The sequence below is a fragment of the Streptomyces sp. W16 genome (assembly GCF_033194735.1).
GTDB lineage: Bacteria > Actinomycetota > Actinomycetes > Streptomycetales > Streptomycetaceae > Streptomyces.
In genome coordinates this window covers 1-18,293 of record NZ_JAWOAI010000011.1, presented here as the reverse complement: position 1 = coordinate 18,293, position 18,293 = coordinate 1, and the positions used below count along the sequence as shown (strand labels likewise).

Genomic DNA, 18,293 nt, shown 5'->3' with positions numbered 1-18,293 from the left:
GACAGCCCCGAATTCCGACGGCCGTCGAGCCGACGAGGGCGCCCCGGCGTCTCGTCGAGTTCCCCTCAACCGTCCAGGGCCGCCTTGGCCCGGTACGGCTGTGACCGTACCCCCCGCCCGCTGTACGGCGGCTGCCGTAGAGCCCAGTGACGGTGCCCGGGGGATGTGCGGGTGGGCCGCGGACGACACCTTTGGCACGTCGGACTCGACGCCATTTCATGAAGCTTCGTCTTTCGCCCTGCCACATCCCATTGCGCGCGAACCGGCCGGAACATTTCGGTGCGGTCCGCGGGAGGACAGACCATGCAACGCCTATTCGTCGGCATCGCCGCCGCCTCAATTCTGCTCGCGGCCACCGCCTGTGGATCGTCCGGGAATTCCGGCGACTCCGCGTCGGAAAGCGGCGGTACCACCAAGGTCAAGGTCGGGGTCATTCCGATCGTCGACGTGGCCCCCATCTATCTCGGCCAGAAACAGGGGATCTACAAGAAGTACGGTCTCGACGTCTCGATGACCACGGCACAGGGCGGCTCGGCCATTGTCCCGGGCGTGGTCAGCGGCCAGTTCCAGTTCGGTTTCAGCAACACGACGTCGCTGATGATCGCTCAGAGCAACGGCGTGCAGGTGAAGGCGGTTTCCAACGGGGTGGCGACCACCGGCGTGGACGGAAAGGACTACGGCGCGCTCGTCGTCAAAAAGGGCAGCTCCCTCAAGTCGGCGAAGGACCTTGAGGGGAAGACGGTCGCAGTCAACACGCTGAAGAACATCCTCGACACCTCGGTCCGCGAGTCCGTGCGCAAGGCCGGCGGGGACCCGGCGAAGGTGAAGTTCGTGGAACTGGCCTTCGACCAGATGCCCGCCGCCCTGGAAAAGGGTCAGGTGGACGCCGCGATGGCCGTCGAGCCCGCGCTGACCACCATCCTGAACGCGGGAGGCGTGGAGATCGCGTCACCGTATGTGGACGTGGCCAAGGATCTGACCGTCGCCATGTACTTCACCTCGCAGACATACGCGGCGAAGAACCCCGATGTGGTGAAGAAGTTCCAGCAGGCCACCACCGAGGCGCTGGCCTACGCCGACAGCCACCCCGCCGAGGTCCGCGACGTCGTCACCACCTACACGCAGATCCCGGCCTCCGTCCTGTCGAAGGTGACGCTGCCGAAGTGGCCGCAGGACATCAGCCGGTCCTCGGTGCAGACCCTGGAGAAACTCGGCGAGCAGGACGGGCTGTTCAAGACCGCCCCCGACCTGGACAAGTTGCTGCCGTGAGGACTCCGAACGCACTGCTCGGCGCGGCGGGGCTCGCGACCTTCCTCGCCCTCGGCGAGGCCGTGCCGCGACTGGGTCTGGTCAGCGCGGACTACTTCTCGCCGCCGAGCAGGATCGCGGGCGCGCTGGGCGACGAACTCGGCGACGGCGCCTTCTGGTCGGCGCTCGGCGACACCCTGACCGGCTGGGTGATCGGCCTGGGGATCGCGTCGGGCGCGGGCATCCTCTGCGGCCTGCTCATCACGGTCGTACCGTTCCTGCGCCAAGTGACGTCGTCGACCATCGAGTTCCTCCGTCCCATCCCGTCCGTGGCGCTGATCCCCCTGGCGGTGCTGCTCTACGGCAGCGAACTGCGCTCGGTGCTCCTGCTGGTGGTGTACGCGTCGTTCTGGCAGGTGCTCGTCCAGGTCCTGTACGGCGTCCAGGACGTCGACCCCGTCGCCGACGAGACGGCACGGTCGTACGGTCTCGGGACCTGGGCGCGCGTCCGGCACGTGCTGTGGCCGACCGCCCTGCCCTACGTCATGACCGGGATCCGGCTCGCGGCGGCGGTGGCCCTGGTGCTCGCCATCACGGCCGAACTGGTCATCGGCGCACCGGGACTCGGCTCGCTGATCGCGGTCGCCCAGGCCTCGCAGGCCGTACCGCACATGTACGCGCTGATCGCGGTGACCGGGGTGCTCGGTCTGCTGATCAACCTGGGGGCCCGCGCGGTGGAGCGACGGGCCCTGGCCTGGCATCAGTCCGTACGCGGGGAGGCCGTACTGTGAAGGCGCTGACACGGCAGGTGCTGTTCGCGGTGGGGCTGCCCGCGGTGCTGCTGGGGCTGTGGTGGGCCGCGTCGGACGGGAGCACCGACCCGTTCTGGCCGCCACTGCGCACGATCCTGCGCATCTTCCCCTCGGTGTGGACCGGCGAACGCCTGCGCTCGGACGTGGTGCCCAGCGTGCTGCGCCTGGCCTGCGGCTACGCGCTCGCGGGCGTCGTGGGCGTCGGACTGGGCACCCTCATCGGTTCCCGTCGCGGAGTGCGGGCCTTCTGCGAACCGGTGCTGGAGTTCCTGCGGGCCGTGCCACCGCCGGTGCTGGTGCCGGTGATCATGCTGTTCGCGGGCATCGGCGACACGATGAAGATCGTGGTGATCGCGAGCGGCTGTGTCTGGCCGGTCCTGCTCAACACGGTGGAGGGCGTGCGCGCGGTCGACTCGGTGATGCTGGAGACGGCGCGTTCGTATCAGATCGGCGGTGTCGGGCGGCTGCGCCACCTGGTGCTGCCCTCGGCGAGTCCGCAGATCGTCGCCGGCCTGCGCCAGGCCCTCTCCATCGGCATCATCCTCATGGTCATCAGCGAGATGTTCGCGGCGAACAACGGCATCGGCTTCACCGTGGTGCAGTTCCAGCGCAGTTTCGCCATCCCCGACATGTGGACCGGAATCCTGCTCCTGGGCCTGCTCGGCTTCCTGCTCTCCGTCGCCTTCCACTTCGCCGAGCGCCGGGTGCTCGGCTGGTACCACGGCCTGCGCGCGTCCACCCGGCGGTCGTGAATGAACATCGTGAAAGGGCGAACCATGCTCGACGTACGTGGCCTGCGGAAGACCTACCAGGGGTCCGGCCGGCAGGTGGAGGCGGTCCGCGACCTCACCTTCACGGTGAAGGCCGGTGAACTCGTCTGTCTGGTGGGCCCGTCGGGCTGCGGCAAGACGACCCTGTTGAAGTGCATGGGCGGTCTGCTCAGCCCGACCTCGGGAGAGGTGCTCCTCGACGGCGTACCGGTGACCGGCCCGCCGCCCGGAATGGCGATCGTCTTCCAGGAGTACGGGCGCAGCCTCTTCCCCTGGATGAGGGTCGCCGACAACGTCGAACTCCCCCTGAAGGAGAAGGGGTTGCCGAAGGCGAAACGCCGGGAGCTGGTCGCCGACGCCCTGCGGTCGGTGGGATTGCCGGACGCCGCCGACGCCTATCCCTGGCAGTTGTCCGGGGGGATGCAGCAGCGCGTGGCGATCGCCCGTGCGCTGGCCTACGAGCCTCAAGTCCTGCTGATGGACGAGCCGTTCGCGGCCGTAGACGCGCAGACCCGCGCCGACCTGGAGGACCTGGTGCGGGTCCTGTGGCAGGAGCGCGGGATCACCGTCCTGTTCGTCACCCACGACATCGACGAGGCGGTCTACCTCGGCGAGCGGGTCGTCGTCCTCTCCGCCTCGCCGACGGTCGTACAGGACGAGCTGCACATCGACCTGCCCGACGAACGGGACCAGCTGCACACCCGGGTCTCCCCTCGGTTCACGGAACTGCGGACGCATGTCTACGAGCAGATCCAGGCGGCGAAGCGGGCGGCCCGGGCGGACACGTCCGCGTTGTCGGCCGCGTCGGACGGCGAGGGGAGCGCGGCCGGCTGAGCCGGGCCCACGGCCCTCCGGATCGCGGTCGCCGTAACGGAGACGCAATCTCCGTTTTGCCGTAGGGTGGCGGCATGAAGGACGCCGCGATCCGGGTCGTCATCGCCGACGATCAAGCCCTGCTGCGGGGTGGATTCCGCATTCTGATCGACTCGGCCGACGACCTGGAGGTGGTGGGAGAGGCGGAGACCGGCCGCGAGGCCATCGAGATCGTCCGCCGCACCACACCGGACATCGTGCTGATGGACATCCGCATGCCGGAGCTGGACGGTCTCGCGGCCACCCGGGAGATCGTCTCGGATCCGGAGCTGGACGGCGTCCGCATCGTCATCCTCACCACCTACGAGGTGGACGAGTACGTCCTGCAGGCCCTTCGGGCCGGGGCGTGCGGCTTCCTGGGGAAGGGAATGCGTCCCGCGGAGCTGCCCGAGGCCATCCGGATCGCGGCGCGCGGCGAGGCCCTCCTGTCGCCCAAGGCCACCCAGACCTTGATCACGAGGTACCTCTCCCTGCCCGACGGACCGCCCACGGCCCTCTCCGGCGAACTGGCCGAACTCACCGACCGGGAGCGGGAGATCGTGGCGCTGGTGGCCGAGGGACTGTCCAACCAGGCGATCGCCGAGTACCTGGTCATCTCCCGGCAGACCGTCCGCACCCATGTGCACCGGGCCATGGCCAAACTCGGCGCCCGGGACCGGGCCCAGCTCGTGGTGATCGCCTACCGGGCGGGGCTCGTCCGCCCGGCCGCTGCCGGACGCCGACCGGAGCCGGCGTTCACGGCTTCGAGGGAAGTGCGGGCAGGCGGGCGTCCACGCTGAACTCCTCGCCGCCCTCCACGATGTCGACGCGACCGCCGACGGAAGCGGCCCGCTCGCGCAGACCCACCAGGCCCCGACCGGTGCCCCATGGGGAGTGCCGCCGGTCCCCGGTCCGGGTCACCGGGTTGACCACCGAGACCCGGAGCCGGTGCGCGGCGAAGGACAGCCGGACCGTCGCGGTCCGGGGAGTCGCGTACTTGAAGGCGTTCGTCAGCGACTCCTGGATGATGCGGTAGCCGGCCATGCTGACGGCAGGACTCAGACCGAAGGTCCTGTCGTCGCGCTCCAGGTCGACCGTCAGGCCGGCGGCCCGGAAGCCGTCGAGGAGATCGTCGAGGCGGTCCAGGGTGGGCATGGGCTCCGGCAGTGCTGTCTCACCGTCGGGCTGACGCAGGACGGTCAGCATGGTGCCGAGTTCCGCGAGCGTGCTGCCGCTCGCCGTGATCACGTGCTCGATGGCCGCCTCGGCCGCCTCGGGCTTCCGGCGCAGCAGCTGGGCAGCGGCTCCGGCCTGGAAGTTGATCACCGTGATGCTGTGCGCGACGATGTCGTGCAGGTCGCGGGCGAGCCGCAGCCGCTCCTCGACCACCCGCCGTGACGCCTCCGCCTCCCGGGTCCGCTCGGCGCGCAGGGCTCGGTCCTTGATGGCCTGGATGTAGGCGCGGCGGTTCCTGGTGGCGTCGCCGACGGCGATGGCCGCACCGAGCCACGCGATCAGCATGAGGTTGGCCGGATCGAAGACGCGCACCCCCGTCACGATCAGGGTGAAGACCTGGATCATGGTTCCGGCGATCGCGCCGGTGACCAGGGCGCGGGTGCGCGGCGCGGACACGGCCTCGGAGTACAGGGCCACCAGACAACACACGATTCCCGGGCCCGGCTCCGTCATCCACAGCAGGGCGACGAGATAGCCGACGGTCGTCCCCGCGAGCGCGACCGCCGGCATGCTCCGTCGCACCGAGAGCGGCGCCGCCGACAACAGCGTGAACAGCGTGGCGGGCCACACCGAGACGCCCTCCCGGAAGAATGCCGGGACGATGAGGGCGGCCCAGAGAAGGGCGAGCAACCCGTCGACAAGGAACGGATTGCCGAGCACCCGGCCGCGTATTCCGTCCAGCACACTCACCATCCCCCGCCGTATCACGCCGTCGATGGTTCAACCTACCCCGACCCGCGTATCCCGCGAGCCACAGTACGGCGGTCACCGTACGCGCGAGAGACGGCATTCAGGGGACGCGGGAAATGGCTTTCCGAAGGAAGTGTGAATCCATCACTTCCCCCATTTGGTCACACAAACCCGCACCCCGACAAGGATGTTGATGTGAAGCGCCGAATATTCCTTTCCGGCATGGCAGCCACCGCCGCCGGAGCGACCGCCGTCCTGAACTACGGCGGATCGCAGAGCGCGGCGGCCTCGACCGGAGGCACCCTGACGTTCCCCAAGGACTCCTACACCACGGCGACCAAGACGATCACGACGGCCGACGGTGCCGAGAAGAACGTCACGTACCGGTTCTGGGAGAACATCGTCTACGTCGCGAATCCCGTGGACCCGACCTACCAGTGCCTCAACGTCCAGCAGCCGATCGAGATCGACGGGCGGGCCGTCGACGCCTCCCACGCTCCGATCTTCTTCTCCATCCCGCTCGGCGGATTCCTCTCCGGCACACCCGGCGGCACCAATCCCGGCGGCGGCTTCCCGGGTTCGAGCCCGTCCCCGAGCGACAGCTCCTCGGCCGACCCCACCGCGTCGCCCACGACCAGGCCCCCGCTGCCGCCCGGGGCGGGCGACCAGGGCGACAACTCGGCGCTGGCCCTCGCGGCCGGCTACGTCGTGGTCACCTCGGGCGCGCGCGGACGGGACAACGTCAAGGACGGCAAGTACTACGGCAAGGCTCCCGCCGCCCTCGTCGACCTGAAGGCGGCGCTGCGGTACGTCCACAAGAACAAGGGCGTGCTCCCCGGCAACCCCAGCAAGATCATCACCAACGGCGGCAGCGCCGGCGGCAACTTCTCCTCGATGATGGGCGCCTCTGTGGGCAGCCCGCTGTTCGACTCCTACCTCCGGGAACTCGGCGCGGCCGAGGCGAGCGACGCGGTGTTCGCCTCCGCCGTCTTCTGCCCCATCATCGATCTCGGCAACGCCGACAAGGCCTACGAGTGGATGTACGGCTCGGCCGAGCTGAACGGCGAGCTGGTCGACCGGACGGCCTCGAAGCAACTGACCGCGCAGTTCGCGGAGTACCAGGCCTCGCTCGGCCTCCACGGCGTGGGCCGGTTCGGCCGGGTGACAGCCGCCAACTACGACCGGTACCTCCTGGAGAACTACGTACAGCCGGCCGCGACCAGCCATCTGCGGGCGCTCTCCGAAGCCGACCGGACGGCCTACCTGACCGCCAACCCCTTCATCAACTGGTCCGGCCACAAGGCGACTTTCTCCTGGGACGGATACATCGCACACATCGCCCGGTCCCGTCCTGTGCCCGCCTTCGACGACAAGGCCCTGTCGGAGCCTGAGCCGGGCTACTTCGGCGACGAGACCCATGTCTCCCGGCACTTCACCGACTTCGGCCTGCGTTACGCGACCGGTGACAAGACCGCCACGGTCGACCGTGACATCCCGCACAAGGTCAGGCTGACCAACCCGATGACCTATCTGGAGGAGCGCAACCCGCGTCGGGCGAGGCACTGGTGGCTGCGGATCGGCACCAGCGACACCACGCACTCCCTGACCGCGATCACCAACCTCGCCCTCAAGACGCAGAACCTCGGCGACGACGTCAACCTCAAGATGTACTGGGACGGCGGCCACGGCGCCAACGAGGACCCGGGCGACCTGATCAAGTGGATGGGCGAGATCACCGACTACAGCATCGGATAGCCGCGCGGTGACACCGGGGCGGGGCACCGGAACGGTGCCCCGCCCCACGAAGCGGTGGCGCTACTTTGCGGTGGCGCTACTTTACGAATGCGTCGCTGAACTGCCTCCACTCCTTGTCCGAGACCCAGTTCGCACCGCACGAGGGAATGGACCCGTCCTTTTCGGCGGCCACGATGTAATGCTGGCCGACCGTGAAGGTCAGGTTCTCCGGGAAGTCCGGGTCATTGCTCACCAGGATGGTGCGATTGCCGCCACCGCGCAGCCAATGGTCGACGTGGAAGGTGATCAGCGGCCCCTTCACGGAAGTGACCGTCCCGTAGAAAAGCGTCGGATAACCCGCCAGCTGGTCGGGAACAGGCGCCTGGCACTTGCCCTTGCCGTTCCCGGTGGCGGCGGCGCTGAGACTCAGCTGCTTGACGGCTTGGGTCACGTGGCCGTTGCCGGAATTCGCCGTGATTCCCGCGGTGACGCCACCGCCGAGGAGCAGCGCGGCAGCCGCCGCGAGCCCGAGGAGACGCCGGCGCCCCTTTCCTGCGGTGATCTTCGCGGTGGGATTCGTGGTGTCGATGTCGTTGTTTTCCGGCGTTGCCACAGAGTCGGTTTTCATTGCAGCCTCCACAAGACGATTGATGTCCGGCAGCGGAGCTCGTGAGGTCAATGCGGGGTCCGCATCCCTCAATAGGGTCAGCAACTCGTTGTCATTCACTGACCGCTCCTTCCTTCACTCATCTTGTGTCCGGCGAGTTCGGCGTTCTTTCGCCCCGCCTGGAGTTGTTCGGCGATTTTCTTCTTCGCCCGGTGCAGCCGCACGCTCACCGCGTTGGACGTCATTCCGGTCGCCTCCGCGATCTGCCGTGGAGCCAGTTCCTCCCACGCCCACAGCCTTATCACCTCGCGATCCAATTCCCCGAGTGCGTCCAGTGCGGCATGCAGGTCGCTGTGATCGGTGACCACGGGCACAGGTGCCTGCTGCACACTCATCAACCGGTCCACCAGGCGGAGCCTGCGTCCGTGCGCCCGGCGGGCATTGGCCAGGCAGCCCCGCGCTACCCCGTAACACCAGGGGAGCACCTCGTCGCGATCGGGCAGGAACCCGTTTCTGAGCCCGGGTACATGGTCGACGCGACGCCACAGCACCAGCATGGTGTCGGACAGGACGTCCTCGACCATGTCGGGGGCCGTTCGTCGCACCAGATACCGGTGCAGGGGCGCCGTCACCACCTGCGCCAGTCCTTCGAAGCGTGCCCGTCGCAGCCGACGGGTCTCCTGTTCCGTCATGGATTCCACGCCCCGTCCGTGTCCGACACCGGCCGACTCCTTTCAGCAAGGAGGTTTTGTCCGGATCGGCCGGTGACACACGTGACCGTGCCCTTCCACCGTCGGTGACGGTGGAAGGGCACGGTCGTTTCGGAGCGCTCAGCTCTCGTCAGGCGTCAGACGCAAGGAGATGCTGTTGATGCAGTACCGCTGATCCGTAGGGGTGGCGTAGCCCTCTCCCTCGAACACGTGACCGAGATGCGACCCGCACCGGGCACACCGCACCTCGGTGCGGACCATCCCGTGCGAGCGGTCCTGGATCAGCTCGACCGCGTCGGTGTCCTTCGGGTCGAAGAAGCTCGGCCAGCCGCAGTGGGACTCGAACTTCTCGTTCGAGGTGAAGAGTTCGGCGCCGCACGCACGGCAGGAGTAGACGCCGTTCGTCTTGGTGTCGGTGTACTCACCGACGAAGGCCGGCTCCGTGCCGGCCTGCCGCAGCACCGCGTACTCGGCCGGGTTCAGCTCCGCGCGCCATTCCTCGTCCGGCTTTTCGACGTCGTACGACATGAAGCTCAGCCCCTTACTTCGCGAGACGGTCCAGGATCCGCGGGCCGAGGTCTGTCACATCGCCCGCTCCCATGGTGAGAACCAGATCACCGGGCTTCGCCATTCCCGCGACGGCCTCGGGGACGTCCGCCTTGTCGTGGACCGGGGTCACGTCGGCGCCCGCCACGCGCGCGGCCTCGATGATCAGCTCGCTGGTGACGCCCGGGATCGGGTCCTCGCGGGCCGGGTAGATGTCCAGGACCAGCGAGGCGTCCGCGAGGGCCAGGGCCTGGCCCATCTCCTTGCCGAGTTCCTGGGTGCGGGAGAAGAGGTGGGGCTGGAAGACGACCAGCAGCCGCGCGGAGGAGGCCGCCGCACGCATCGCCTCCAGGTCGGCGGTCATCTCCGTGGGGTGGTGGGCGTAGGAGTCGATCACCTGGACGCCGGCCGCCTCGCCCTTGAGCTGGAGGCGCCGCTTCACGCCGGTGTACGCGGCCAGTGCGGGCGCCAGTTCCGCCGCCGGGATGCCGAGCGCGGCGCCCGCGGCGAGGGCCGCGACCGCGTTGCTCGCGTAGTGGCGGCCGGGGACCGAGACGGTGAAGGTGAGTTCCTCGCCGCCCAGGACCACCGTCACCTCGCTCTTCAGGCCCTGCGCGACCACGGAGAGGATGCGTACGTCGGCGTCCTCCGCCTCGCCGTAGGTCACCGTCTTCACCGAGTCGGACACCCGGCGCGTCAGCTCGCGCGCGCCCTCGTGGTCCGCCGAGATGACCAGCGTGCCGCCGGGCACGATCCGGTCGGCGAAGGTCTGGAAGGAGTCGTAGATCTCTTCCATGGACGCGTAGTTGGCGTGGTGGTCGAGCTCCACGTTGAGGACGATCGCGACCTCGGGGGCGTACTTGTGGAAGCTGCGGTCGGATTCGTCGGCCTCGGCGACGAAGATCTCACCGTCGCCGTGCAGCGCGTTCGAACCCGGGGCGTCCAGGTCGCCGCCGATCGCGTACGAGGGCTTCAGGCCCAGCTCGGTCAGGGACACCGCGAGCATCGACGTGGTGGTCGTCTTGCCGTGCGTGCCGGCCACGGCGATCGGGCGCAGGCCGTCCATCAGGCGGGCCAGGGCGTCCGAGCGGTGGACGACCGGGATGCCCAGCTCGGCCGCGCGGGCCAGCTCGGGGTTGTCCTCGCGGATCGCCGACGACACGACCACGCAGGTGGCGTCGTCGGCGAGGTGCTCCGCCGCGTGTCCGATGTGCACGGTGGCGCCCAGGGCGCGCAGCGCGTCGGCGGTCGCGGAGTCCTTGGCGTCACTGCCCGCGACCTTCGCCCCGCGCTGCGCGAGGATCTTGGCGATCCCCGACATTCCGGCCCCGCCGATGCCGATGAAGTGCGGTCGGTCCATGGCGGTGGGAAGGCCGGGTGCCATGTGTGTCTCCCTGTGCGTGCTGGTTCCGTACGGATACGGCGGACGTTCGGCGGCCAGCCTATTCGGTGCCACCGACAATCACGGACACCCGCCCGCCGCTCCCCGCCCGCTACTCCTTGCTGTGCGAGAACAACTTCAGCACCGGTACGCCGACCTTGTGACGGGCCCGCGAGGCCCAGTCCCGGTGGAAGAACTCCTCCACGTAGTGAGGGTCGGTCAGCACGATGACCTCGTCGGCGCCGATCTCGTCCACCAGGGTCTTGAGGGCGTCCAGCGGGTGATCCTCGATGAGGCGCCCCTCCGCCGCGCTGCCGGCCGCGTGCAGGGCATCCAGGGACACCGACAGGGCCTGCGCGCCGAGTTCCGCCGCGTCCTTGCCCTCGGGGGTCTCCCGCTCGTGCGCCGCCTCGTCGAGTTCGCCGAGGGCGACGTCGTCGATGGCCCGCAGCAGGCGGTCCGCCTGGTCGCCGCGGGGCTGGAGCAACACGTGGAAGGAGACGGTCTCGTCACCGTGCAAGGTGGTGACGAACTCCACGTCGGCGGACGTAAGGGCCTTCTCGATCATCAGTACGCTTGTGAACACCAGGCGCCCCTTCTCCTTCGAGGACCCGCGGGCCCTCTCTCCTCCGTGGGCCTGCCAGGCCCTGCGGAAACCATCCTGCCCCGCGATCGCACGGGTACTGCCGGATTTAGTGTGCCCGTCGAAAGCCAAACGGAACGGATCATTCCGCCCGTTTTCAGGTCCGACGGTAGCGACCGAACAGGAACCCGGCCTCTTCCAGCAGGGACACCAGTTCGAAGCGCTGAGGAACCTTAACCGACGGCCCTCCGGCGATCCGCTGCGCCTCCCCCGCCACGAGCATCGGAGAGAGAGTCAGACACAGCTCGTCGAGCACACCTGCGGCCACGAACTGCCCGAGCAGCCGCGGCCCGCCCTCGGTCAGCAGCCTGGTGTGCCCCAGTTCGGCGAGCGCGTGTACGGCCCGGGCGGGATCCACGCCGGCGCCGTCACCGGCGACCACCACCCGGGCGCCCGCCTTCTCCGCCGCCGCGACCCGCTCCGGAGCCGCCGCGGCGCCCGTCAGGATCAGCGTCGGCACCAGCGGCGAGACGAAAAGCGGAAGCGAGAAGTCCAGGTCGAGGCTCGCGGTGACGACCGCGATCACCGGGGCGGGCGCCTGTCCGGCACGCGCGCGTGGCGCCGCGAACTCCGCACGCGCGCGTGCGGGCCGATAACCCTCCTGGCGTACCGTTTCCGCACCGACCACCACGACGTCGGCCAGCGCCCGCAGGGTGCCGAAGATCCGCATGTCGGCATCGCCCGAGATGGGCTGTGAACGGCCCTCGTGCTGACCGGCCCCGTCGAGCGTGGACACCATGTTGGCGCGCAGCCAGGGGCCGTCGGCGGCGGGGTAGGCGTAGGCCTCCGCGAGTTCCGGAAGCCCCCACTCCCGGTCCGTCCCACGCGCATCAGGGGCCCCGTTCGAGGCCTGGGCTGCTGTTTCGTCGGTCACAGGGAACAGGCGTCGCATGCCGTGCAGTCTGGCACGCCCCCTAGACTGGTGAACCGTGTCGTCCTCTTCCGCCGCCTCCGGGATCAGCCCGATAGCAGACGCGGCCCCGCTGTCCCTGTGCGCCCGTGAGCCGTACGTCCCCGCGGACCGGCTGGTCGCCGAGATGGTGCCGCCGCCGCGCTTCGACTCGGTGCGCTTCGCCACGTACATCCCGGACCCGAACCAGCCCAGCCAGACCGAGGCGGTCGGCGTCCTGGAGACCTTCGCCGCCGGACTCGGCGGGGCACACGCGGCCGGCACCGCCAAGCGCGGTTTCCTCGGGTTCGGCAAGGGCAGGGCGGCCAAGACCCCGGCAGGCCCTCGTGGCGTCTATCTCGACGGCGGCTACGGCGTCGGCAAGACGCACCTGCTGGCCTCCCTCTGGCACGCGACCCCGGCCGAGCCCGCGCTCAAGGCCTTCGGCACCTTCGTGGAGCTGACGAACCTGGTGGGCGCGCTCGGCTTCCAGAAGACGGTCCAGACGCTCTCCGGCCACCGCCTGCTGTGCATCGACGAGTTCGAGCTGGACGACCCGGGCGACACCGTCCTGGTGTCGACCCTGCTCGGCCGGCTGGTCGACGCGGGTGTGGCGCTCGCCGCCACCTCCAACACCCTGCCGGGCAAACTCGGCGAGGGCCGGTTCGCGTCCGTCGACTTCCTGCGCGAGATCCAGGGCCTGTCCGCGCACTTCCGCTCACTGCGCATCGACGGCGAGGACTACCGCCACCGCGGACTGCCCGAGGCCCCGAAGCCGTTCACCGACGAGCAGGTCACGAAGGCGGCCTACGCCACCGCCGACGCATCCCTGGACGATTTCCCGCACCTCCTCGCCCACCTCGCCAAGGTCCACCCCAGCCGCTACGGCGCCCTGACCGACGGCCTCAGGGCGGTCTGCCTCACCGACGTCCAGCCGATACCCGACCAGGCGACGGCCCTGCGGCTCGTCGTCCTCGCGGACCGGCTCTACGACCGTGAAGTGCCCGTCCTGGCCTCGGGGTTGCCCTTCGACCAGCTGTTCAACGAGGAGATGCTGAACGGCGGCTACCGCAAGAAGTACTTCCGCGCGATCTCCCGCCTCACCGCGCTGGCCAGGGACGCCAAGGGCCTCGTCGAAACCGCCTAGTTCACGCCAGCCCAGGCGCACTTTTCACGCTCTCTTCCATCGGAAACGCTGCGTTAACCCTGCAAACAACCTCACCGGGTTACCGTGTCACTTGACCAGCCGTTGACCTGGCCTTGGTCTGGACGAGAAACACGAACCGGCCGAAGGGGGGCGCATGTTCCGAGGTGAGACGGCCCGGACCGTCGCGACGCTCCTCACCGCCGTCCTGCTCGCCCTCCAGTTCTTCGCGCCCACCACTTCCTTCGCATCCGCGCACACAGTCCGTCATGCGGAGGCCAAAGCACAGCCCGCGCTCAAGCCCGGCGGCAAGGCCCCGCGCTCCGAGACCATCACGTTCCGCGACTGCGGCGCCTCCGGGACCCCCACCGGCCCGATGCGTCTGCGCGACCGTCTCCGCACCGTCGACTGCGGGCCCGAGACGCCCGAACGCCCCCTGTTGGCACAGGACCCGGCGGCCATGGGCACACAGGTGGCGCCCGGCGCGGCGCACCACCGCACAGCGAGATCCTCGACAGCGCACTCTCCGGCGGCACTTCAGGTCTTCCGCTGCTGAGAGCGAAGCAGGCAGTCACTACCCCCACGCACACTGTCATGCAAGCCCGACGCGCCCAGAGGGCGCGCCAGGAGGAGTACTCACGCCATGCAGCCCCTCATCGACAACGCCCGTACGTTCGGACAACGCCCTGAGGAGTTCGCCAAACTCGCCGAAGGCCAGTCCCCGCAGGTGCTGTTCATCACCTGCTCCGACTCCAGGGTCGTCCCGGCCCTGATCACGGGCGCCCGCCCCGGCCAGCTCTTCGAGCTGCGCACCGCCGGCAACATCGTCCCGCCGTACGCCTCCGAGCACCCCACGAGCGAGGCGTGCACCATCGAGTACGCCGTGGAGGTCCTCGGCGTCTCCGACATCGTGGTCTGCGGCCACTCGCACTGCGGCGCCGTCGGCGCCCTGGTGCGCGGCGACGACCTGACCGCCGTACCCGCCGTGCGCGACTGGCTCACGCGGGCGACTCCGAAGCCGGAGGGGACGGTCGACGACCCGGCCGTCTCCGAGGGCGTGCAGGGCCACGTCCTGACGCAGCTGCTGAGGCTGCGCTCGTACCCGTACATCGAGAAGAAGCTGAAGGACCGTCAACTCACCCTGCACGCCTGGTTCTACGAGGTCCACACCGGTGCGGTCCTGGTGCACGACCCGGCCGCCGACGCCTTCAAGTCCCTGTGAGCGCGCCGATGATGACCAAATTCCCCCATCTGCGGGAGGACTTCGCCGCCTCCCTCGTCGTGTTCCTGGTCGCGCTCCCGCTGTGCGTGGGCGTGGCCGTCGCCTCCGGTGTGCCGGCCGAACTCGGCCTGGTCACCGGCATCGTGGGCGGGCTCGTCACCGGATTCATGCGGGGCAGCAGCCTCCAGGTGTCCGGGCCCGCCGCCGGTCTGACCGTGCTGGTCTTCGAGGCGGTGCGGGAGTACGGACTGCCCGCCCTCGGAGTCATCGTGCTCGCGACCGGCGTGCTGCAAATCCTCATGGGCGTCCTGAAGTTGGGGCGCTACTTCCGGGCCATCTCCGTCTCGGTCGTCGAGGGCATGCTGGCCGGGATCGGACTGGTGCTGATCGCCGGGCAGTTGTACTCGGTGGCCGGGGCGAAGGCCCCCGCCTCGGGGTTGGACAAGATAGTCGAGCTGCCCGGCGCGCTCGTCGACGCCGCCGGGAACACGAAGGCGCTGGCCTCGCTCGCGCTCGGCGCCGCCACCATCGCCGTACTGGTGCTGTGGAAGCGGCTGCCCGCCAAGGTCCGTACGGTGCCGGGTCCGCTGGCCGCCGTAGGACTCGCGACGCTCGCCGCACTCGCCTTCGGGCTGCCGGTGGCGACCGTCGAGGTGCAGGGGCTGCTCGGTTCGCTCCAGCCGCCGCCGCTCGGCGCGTTCGGTGAGCTGGCGCAGGTCGGGCTGCTGGGCACGGTGGTCGCGTTCACGCTGATCGCGTCCGCGGAGTCGCTGTTCAGCGCGGCGGCCGTCGACCGGCTGCACTCCGGTCAACGCACCGAGTACGACAAGGAGTTGGTGGCGCAGGGCACGGGCAACGCGATCTGCGGCATGCTCGGCGCGCTGCCGATGACCGCGGTGATCGTGCGCAGCGCGGCAAACGTACAGGCGGGCGCACGGACGAAGGCGTCCCGGGTGCTGCACGGCGTATGGCTGCTGCTGTTCGCGGCGCTGCTGCCGAACGTCCTCGCGTACATCCCGATCCCGGCCCTGGCGGGCATCCTCGTGCACGCCGGCGCCAAGCTCATCCCCGTCCGGGAGATCGTGTCGCTGTGGCGCGAGCACCGGGGCGAGGCGCTGATCCTGGTCGTCACGGCGCTGTCGATCGTCGCGGTCAGCATGTTCGAGGGCGTGCTCATCGGCCTCGCGCTGGCCGTCGCGAAGACGGCGTGGGAGGCCTCGCACATCAAGCTGGACGTCGTCGACAAGGGCGCCGGACCCGTCCAGGCGTATCTGTCGGGCAACGCGACCTTCCTGCGGCTGCCGAAGATCCTCGACAGCCTGGAGGCACTCCCCCAGGACCGGCCGGTCGAACTCCACCTCTCCGGCCTGCACCACCTGGACCACGCCTGCCGTACGGCCCTGGAGAACTGGGCCGAGCGGCACAGCGCGGCCGGTACCGAGCCGGTGAAGGTCACGGCCGCATAGGCGGGCCGGTGTCCGCTCCGGGGTGATCGTGGCCCCGGAGCGGACACCGGGCATACCCTTGCAGGAGCAGACAAAAAGGCCTCTCGGCAAGGGGGTCGGTCAGGATGCTCCAGGAACTGCTGGTGGCGGGCGCGGCGGCCGGTTCCGCGTGCGTGGTCTATATCGCTGCGGCGGCCAGGGTCGTCAAGCAGTACGAGCGCGGGGTGGTCTTCCGCCTCGGGCGGGTGGCCGGCGAGGTGCGGGGGCCCGGCTTCACCACGGTCGTCCCGTTCGTGGACAAGCTCCGCAAGGTCAACATGCAGATCGTGACGATGCCCGTGCCCGCGCAGGAGGGCATCACCCGCGACAACGTCACCGTGCGCGTCGACGCGGTCGTCTACTTCAAGGTCGTCGACGCGGCCGACGCGATCGTCAAGGTCGAGGACTACCGCTTCGCCGTCTCGCAGATGGCCCAAACCTCGCTTCGGTCCATCATCGGCAAGAGCGACCTGGACGACCTCCTCTCCAACCGTGAAAAGCTCAACCAGGGGCTGGAGTTGATGATCGACAGCCCGTCCATCGGCTGGGGTGTGCAGATCGACCGCGTCGAGATCAAGGACGTCTCCCTCCCCGAAACCATGAAGCGCTCGATGGCCCGCCAGGCCGAGGCCGACCGCGAACGCCGGGCCCGGATCATCAACGCGGACGCCGAATTGCAGGCCTCGAAGAAGCTGGCGGAGGCCGCCGGGGTGATGTCCGAACAGCCCGCCGCGCTCCAACTCCGCCTGCTGCAAACGGTGGTGGCGGTCGCGGCCGAGAAGAACTCGACACTCGTCCTCCCCTTCCCGGTGGAGCTGCTGCGCTTCCTGGAACGGGCGCAGCCGCAACCGCCGCAGCCCCCTCCCCCGCCCGCCGTCGAGCAGTAACATGCCGCCATGCGCCCGAAGTTCGCGATCGTCGCCGTGGCCGCCCTCCTGGGTACCGTCGCCGGATGCGGGGAGGATGGAGGCGGTTCGTCCGCGCCCGCGCCCGGCACCTCGCAGCGGATCACGGTCACGAGTACGGCACCGACCGAGAGCGGCACGGTCCCGCGCGACGGCGAGGGCGTGACACCGCCACCGGCCTTCGCAGGCGCGCCGGCGAACCCGTCCTGACGAGACGCCGCACGACACGCCCCGACCGTCCGCACCCTCGCCTCTCGCCTCGGGCACGCTGACTGGCGGGCCCCGCCCCCGCGCCGCAGGATCGAGGGAGCCGACCGGAAGGGGTGCCCCATGGCCAAGAAGGGCACGAAGGGCGAGAACGGCAAGAAGTCCAAGCCGACCGCCCTCACCGACCTGCTGCGCGTCCCCGCCGGCCGACCGGTCGACCTCTCCTCCTACGACGCCGCGGCCACCCCCGGCGGCCCCGCCGACAAGGCCGCCGGTCTCAAGGACACCGTCCGGATGGGCGAACACCTGGCCGACCTGCAGGAACGCCTGTGGGCGGCGAGCACGGCCGGCGACCGGCGCCGCCTGCTTCTCGTCCTCCAGGGCATGGACACCAGCGGCAAGGGCGGCACGGTCAAGCACGTCATCGGCCTGTTCAACCCCTCCGGCTGCCGCATCAGCGCCTTCAAGGCACCCACACCGGAGGAGCGGAAGCACGACTTCCTCTGGCGCATCAGACGCGCCCTCCCCCACCCCGGCGAGATCGGCATCTTCGACCGCTCCCTCCCCCACTTCTCGACTTCGCTCGAAGCGGGGGGACCCCCATCGAGGACGTCCTCATCGCCCGCGTCCGCGAACTCGCCCCGCACCGCGAGATCAACGACCGCTACGGCCGTATCAACCGCTTCGAGAAGTCCCTGGCCGACGACGGCGTGACGGTCCTCAAGTGCTTCCTCCACATCTCCTACGACCAACAGCGCCGCCGCCTGCTGGAACGCCTCGACAACCCGGACAAGCACTGGAAGTTCAACCCCGGCGACATCGAGGAACGCGCCCTGTGGCCCGCGTACCAACAGGCCTACGAGACCGCCCTCGCCCGCTGCTCGACCCCGGAGGCCCCCTGGTACCTGGTCCCCGCCGACCGCAAGTGGTATCGCAACTGGGCGATCAGCCGCCTGCTCCTGGACCATCTGACGGCGCTGGATCCGCGGTATCCGAAGGCGGACTTCGATGTGGCGGAGTGCCGGGAGCGGCTGCTCGGCTCCGGCTGACGACCCATCCTGACGACCCGTTCCGTGTCGATGGCCAATTAGTCACTTTTATTCACCTATGTTCCTACGGTGACCATTCGAGTACGACGAGTCGCCGCCGCCTGTGCACTCGGCGCCGCGCTCACCGCCTGCGGGGCCCCTTCCGCGCCCCACGCCACCCGTCC

The 18,293-nt window shown here is 69.4% G+C and carries 19 protein-coding genes and 1 pseudogene; 13 read left to right on the top strand and 7 right to left on the bottom strand.

Annotation, left to right across the window (positions count from 1 at the left end; genetic code table 11):
* Window positions 1-303 precede the first annotated feature (303 nt).
* From R6V09_RS02780 to R6V09_RS02760, 5 genes are all read left to right on the top strand, one after another.
* Entirely contained in the window at window positions 304-1,269 is a 966-nt protein-coding gene (locus R6V09_RS02780; RefSeq protein ID WP_317879712.1) for an ABC transporter substrate-binding protein, read from the top strand.
* Window positions 1,266-2,039, top strand: a complete 774-nt coding sequence (locus R6V09_RS02775) for an ABC transporter permease (RefSeq protein ID WP_317879711.1) — start codon at window positions 1,266-1,268, stop codon at window positions 2,037-2,039. The genes R6V09_RS02780 and R6V09_RS02775 overlap by 4 nt, the downstream gene beginning before the upstream one ends.
* On the top strand, window positions 2,036-2,812 hold the full coding sequence (locus R6V09_RS02770; protein WP_317879710.1) for an ABC transporter permease: 777 nt from the start codon (window positions 2,036-2,038) through the stop codon (window positions 2,810-2,812). The genes R6V09_RS02775 and R6V09_RS02770 overlap by 4 nt, the downstream gene beginning before the upstream one ends.
* A gap of 24 nt (window positions 2,813-2,836) precedes the next feature.
* Window positions 2,837-3,664, top strand: a complete 828-nt coding sequence (locus R6V09_RS02765; protein WP_317879709.1) for an ABC transporter ATP-binding protein — start codon at window positions 2,837-2,839, stop codon at window positions 3,662-3,664.
* Between the two features lie 74 nt (window positions 3,665-3,738).
* The gene (locus R6V09_RS02760; RefSeq protein ID WP_317879708.1) at window positions 3,739-4,482 is read left to right on the top strand and encodes a response regulator transcription factor; all 744 of its coding nucleotides are present in this window, start codon (window positions 3,739-3,741) and stop codon (window positions 4,480-4,482) included.
* On the opposite strand, the gene R6V09_RS02755 is transcribed toward R6V09_RS02760, so the two are convergent.
* The gene (locus R6V09_RS02755) at window positions 4,439-5,602 is read right to left on the bottom strand and encodes a sensor histidine kinase (protein ID WP_317879707.1); all 1,164 of its coding nucleotides are present in this window, start codon (window positions 5,600-5,602) and stop codon (window positions 4,439-4,441) included. The genes R6V09_RS02760 and R6V09_RS02755 overlap by 44 nt on opposite strands.
* A 228-nt stretch (window positions 5,603-5,830) precedes the next feature.
* On the opposite strand from R6V09_RS02755, the gene R6V09_RS02750 reads away from it, so the two are divergent.
* Entirely contained in the window at window positions 5,831-7,363 is a 1,533-nt protein-coding gene (locus R6V09_RS02750) for a subtype B tannase (RefSeq protein ID WP_317879706.1), read from the top strand.
* A 76-nt stretch (window positions 7,364-7,439) separates the two neighbouring features.
* Here R6V09_RS02750 and R6V09_RS02745 read toward each other — a convergent pair whose 3' ends face one another.
* The 6 genes from R6V09_RS02745 to R6V09_RS02720 all read right to left on the bottom strand — a co-directional run bounded on the left by R6V09_RS02745 (window position 7,440) and on the right by R6V09_RS02720 (window position 12,121).
* Window positions 7,440-8,069: a hypothetical protein gene (locus R6V09_RS02745; protein ID WP_317879705.1), complete on the bottom strand. Its 630-nt coding sequence runs from the start codon at window positions 8,067-8,069 to the stop codon at window positions 7,440-7,442.
* Window positions 8,066-8,641 (bottom strand): RNA polymerase sigma factor, encoded by a 576-nt coding sequence (locus tag R6V09_RS02740; RefSeq protein ID WP_317879736.1) that lies wholly within the window; start codon window positions 8,639-8,641, stop codon window positions 8,066-8,068. The genes R6V09_RS02745 and R6V09_RS02740 overlap by 4 nt, the downstream gene beginning before the upstream one ends.
* Window positions 8,642-8,779: 138 nt before the next feature.
* Window positions 8,780-9,187, bottom strand: a complete 408-nt coding sequence (gene msrB, locus R6V09_RS02735; RefSeq protein ID WP_317879704.1) for a peptide-methionine (R)-S-oxide reductase MsrB — start codon at window positions 9,185-9,187, stop codon at window positions 8,780-8,782.
* Between the two features lie 13 nt (window positions 9,188-9,200).
* Complete coding sequence (gene murC, locus R6V09_RS02730; protein WP_317879703.1) at window positions 9,201-10,589, bottom strand: UDP-N-acetylmuramate--L-alanine ligase; 1,389 nt, start codon at window positions 10,587-10,589, stop codon at window positions 9,201-9,203.
* Window positions 10,590-10,698: 109 nt separating this feature from the next.
* Window positions 10,699-11,172: an indole-3-glycerol phosphate synthase gene (locus R6V09_RS02725; protein ID WP_317879702.1), complete on the bottom strand. Its 474-nt coding sequence runs from the start codon at window positions 11,170-11,172 to the stop codon at window positions 10,699-10,701.
* A 154-nt stretch (window positions 11,173-11,326) separates the two neighbouring features.
* Window positions 11,327-12,121: a pyrimidine reductase family protein gene (locus R6V09_RS02720; RefSeq protein WP_317879701.1), complete on the bottom strand. Its 795-nt coding sequence runs from the start codon at window positions 12,119-12,121 to the stop codon at window positions 11,327-11,329.
* 37 nt (window positions 12,122-12,158) lie between these two features.
* Between R6V09_RS02720 and zapE the strand changes: the two genes are divergently transcribed.
* The 7 genes and pseudogenes from zapE (at window position 12,159) to R6V09_RS02685 (ending at window position 18,129) form a co-directional block, all read left to right on the top strand.
* Window positions 12,159-13,265, top strand: coding sequence for a cell division protein ZapE (gene zapE, locus R6V09_RS02715; protein WP_317879700.1), 1,107 nt, complete (start codon window positions 12,159-12,161; stop codon window positions 13,263-13,265).
* Window positions 13,266-13,419: 154 nt separating this feature from the next.
* Complete coding sequence (locus tag R6V09_RS02710) at window positions 13,420-13,818, top strand: hypothetical protein (protein WP_317879699.1); 399 nt, start codon at window positions 13,420-13,422, stop codon at window positions 13,816-13,818.
* An 87-nt stretch (window positions 13,819-13,905) separates the two neighbouring features.
* Window positions 13,906-14,484, top strand: coding sequence for a carbonic anhydrase (locus tag R6V09_RS02705; protein ID WP_317879698.1), 579 nt, complete (start codon window positions 13,906-13,908; stop codon window positions 14,482-14,484).
* An 8-nt stretch (window positions 14,485-14,492) separates the two neighbouring features.
* Window positions 14,493-15,950 (top strand): SulP family inorganic anion transporter, encoded by a 1,458-nt coding sequence (locus tag R6V09_RS02700; RefSeq protein WP_317879697.1) that lies wholly within the window; start codon window positions 14,493-14,495, stop codon window positions 15,948-15,950.
* Window positions 15,951-16,054: 104 nt separating this feature from the next.
* Window positions 16,055-16,855, top strand: coding sequence for a slipin family protein (locus R6V09_RS02695; RefSeq protein WP_317879696.1), 801 nt, complete (start codon window positions 16,055-16,057; stop codon window positions 16,853-16,855).
* 9 nt (window positions 16,856-16,864) lie between these two features.
* A complete protein-coding gene (locus tag R6V09_RS02690) occupies window positions 16,865-17,083 on the top strand; it encodes a hypothetical protein (protein WP_317879695.1) in 219 nt (72 codons plus the stop codon).
* A 120-nt stretch (window positions 17,084-17,203) separates the two neighbouring features.
* A pseudogene (locus R6V09_RS02685) lies at window positions 17,204-18,129 on the top strand (PPK2 family polyphosphate kinase).
* Window positions 18,130-18,293: the final 164 nt, after the last annotated feature.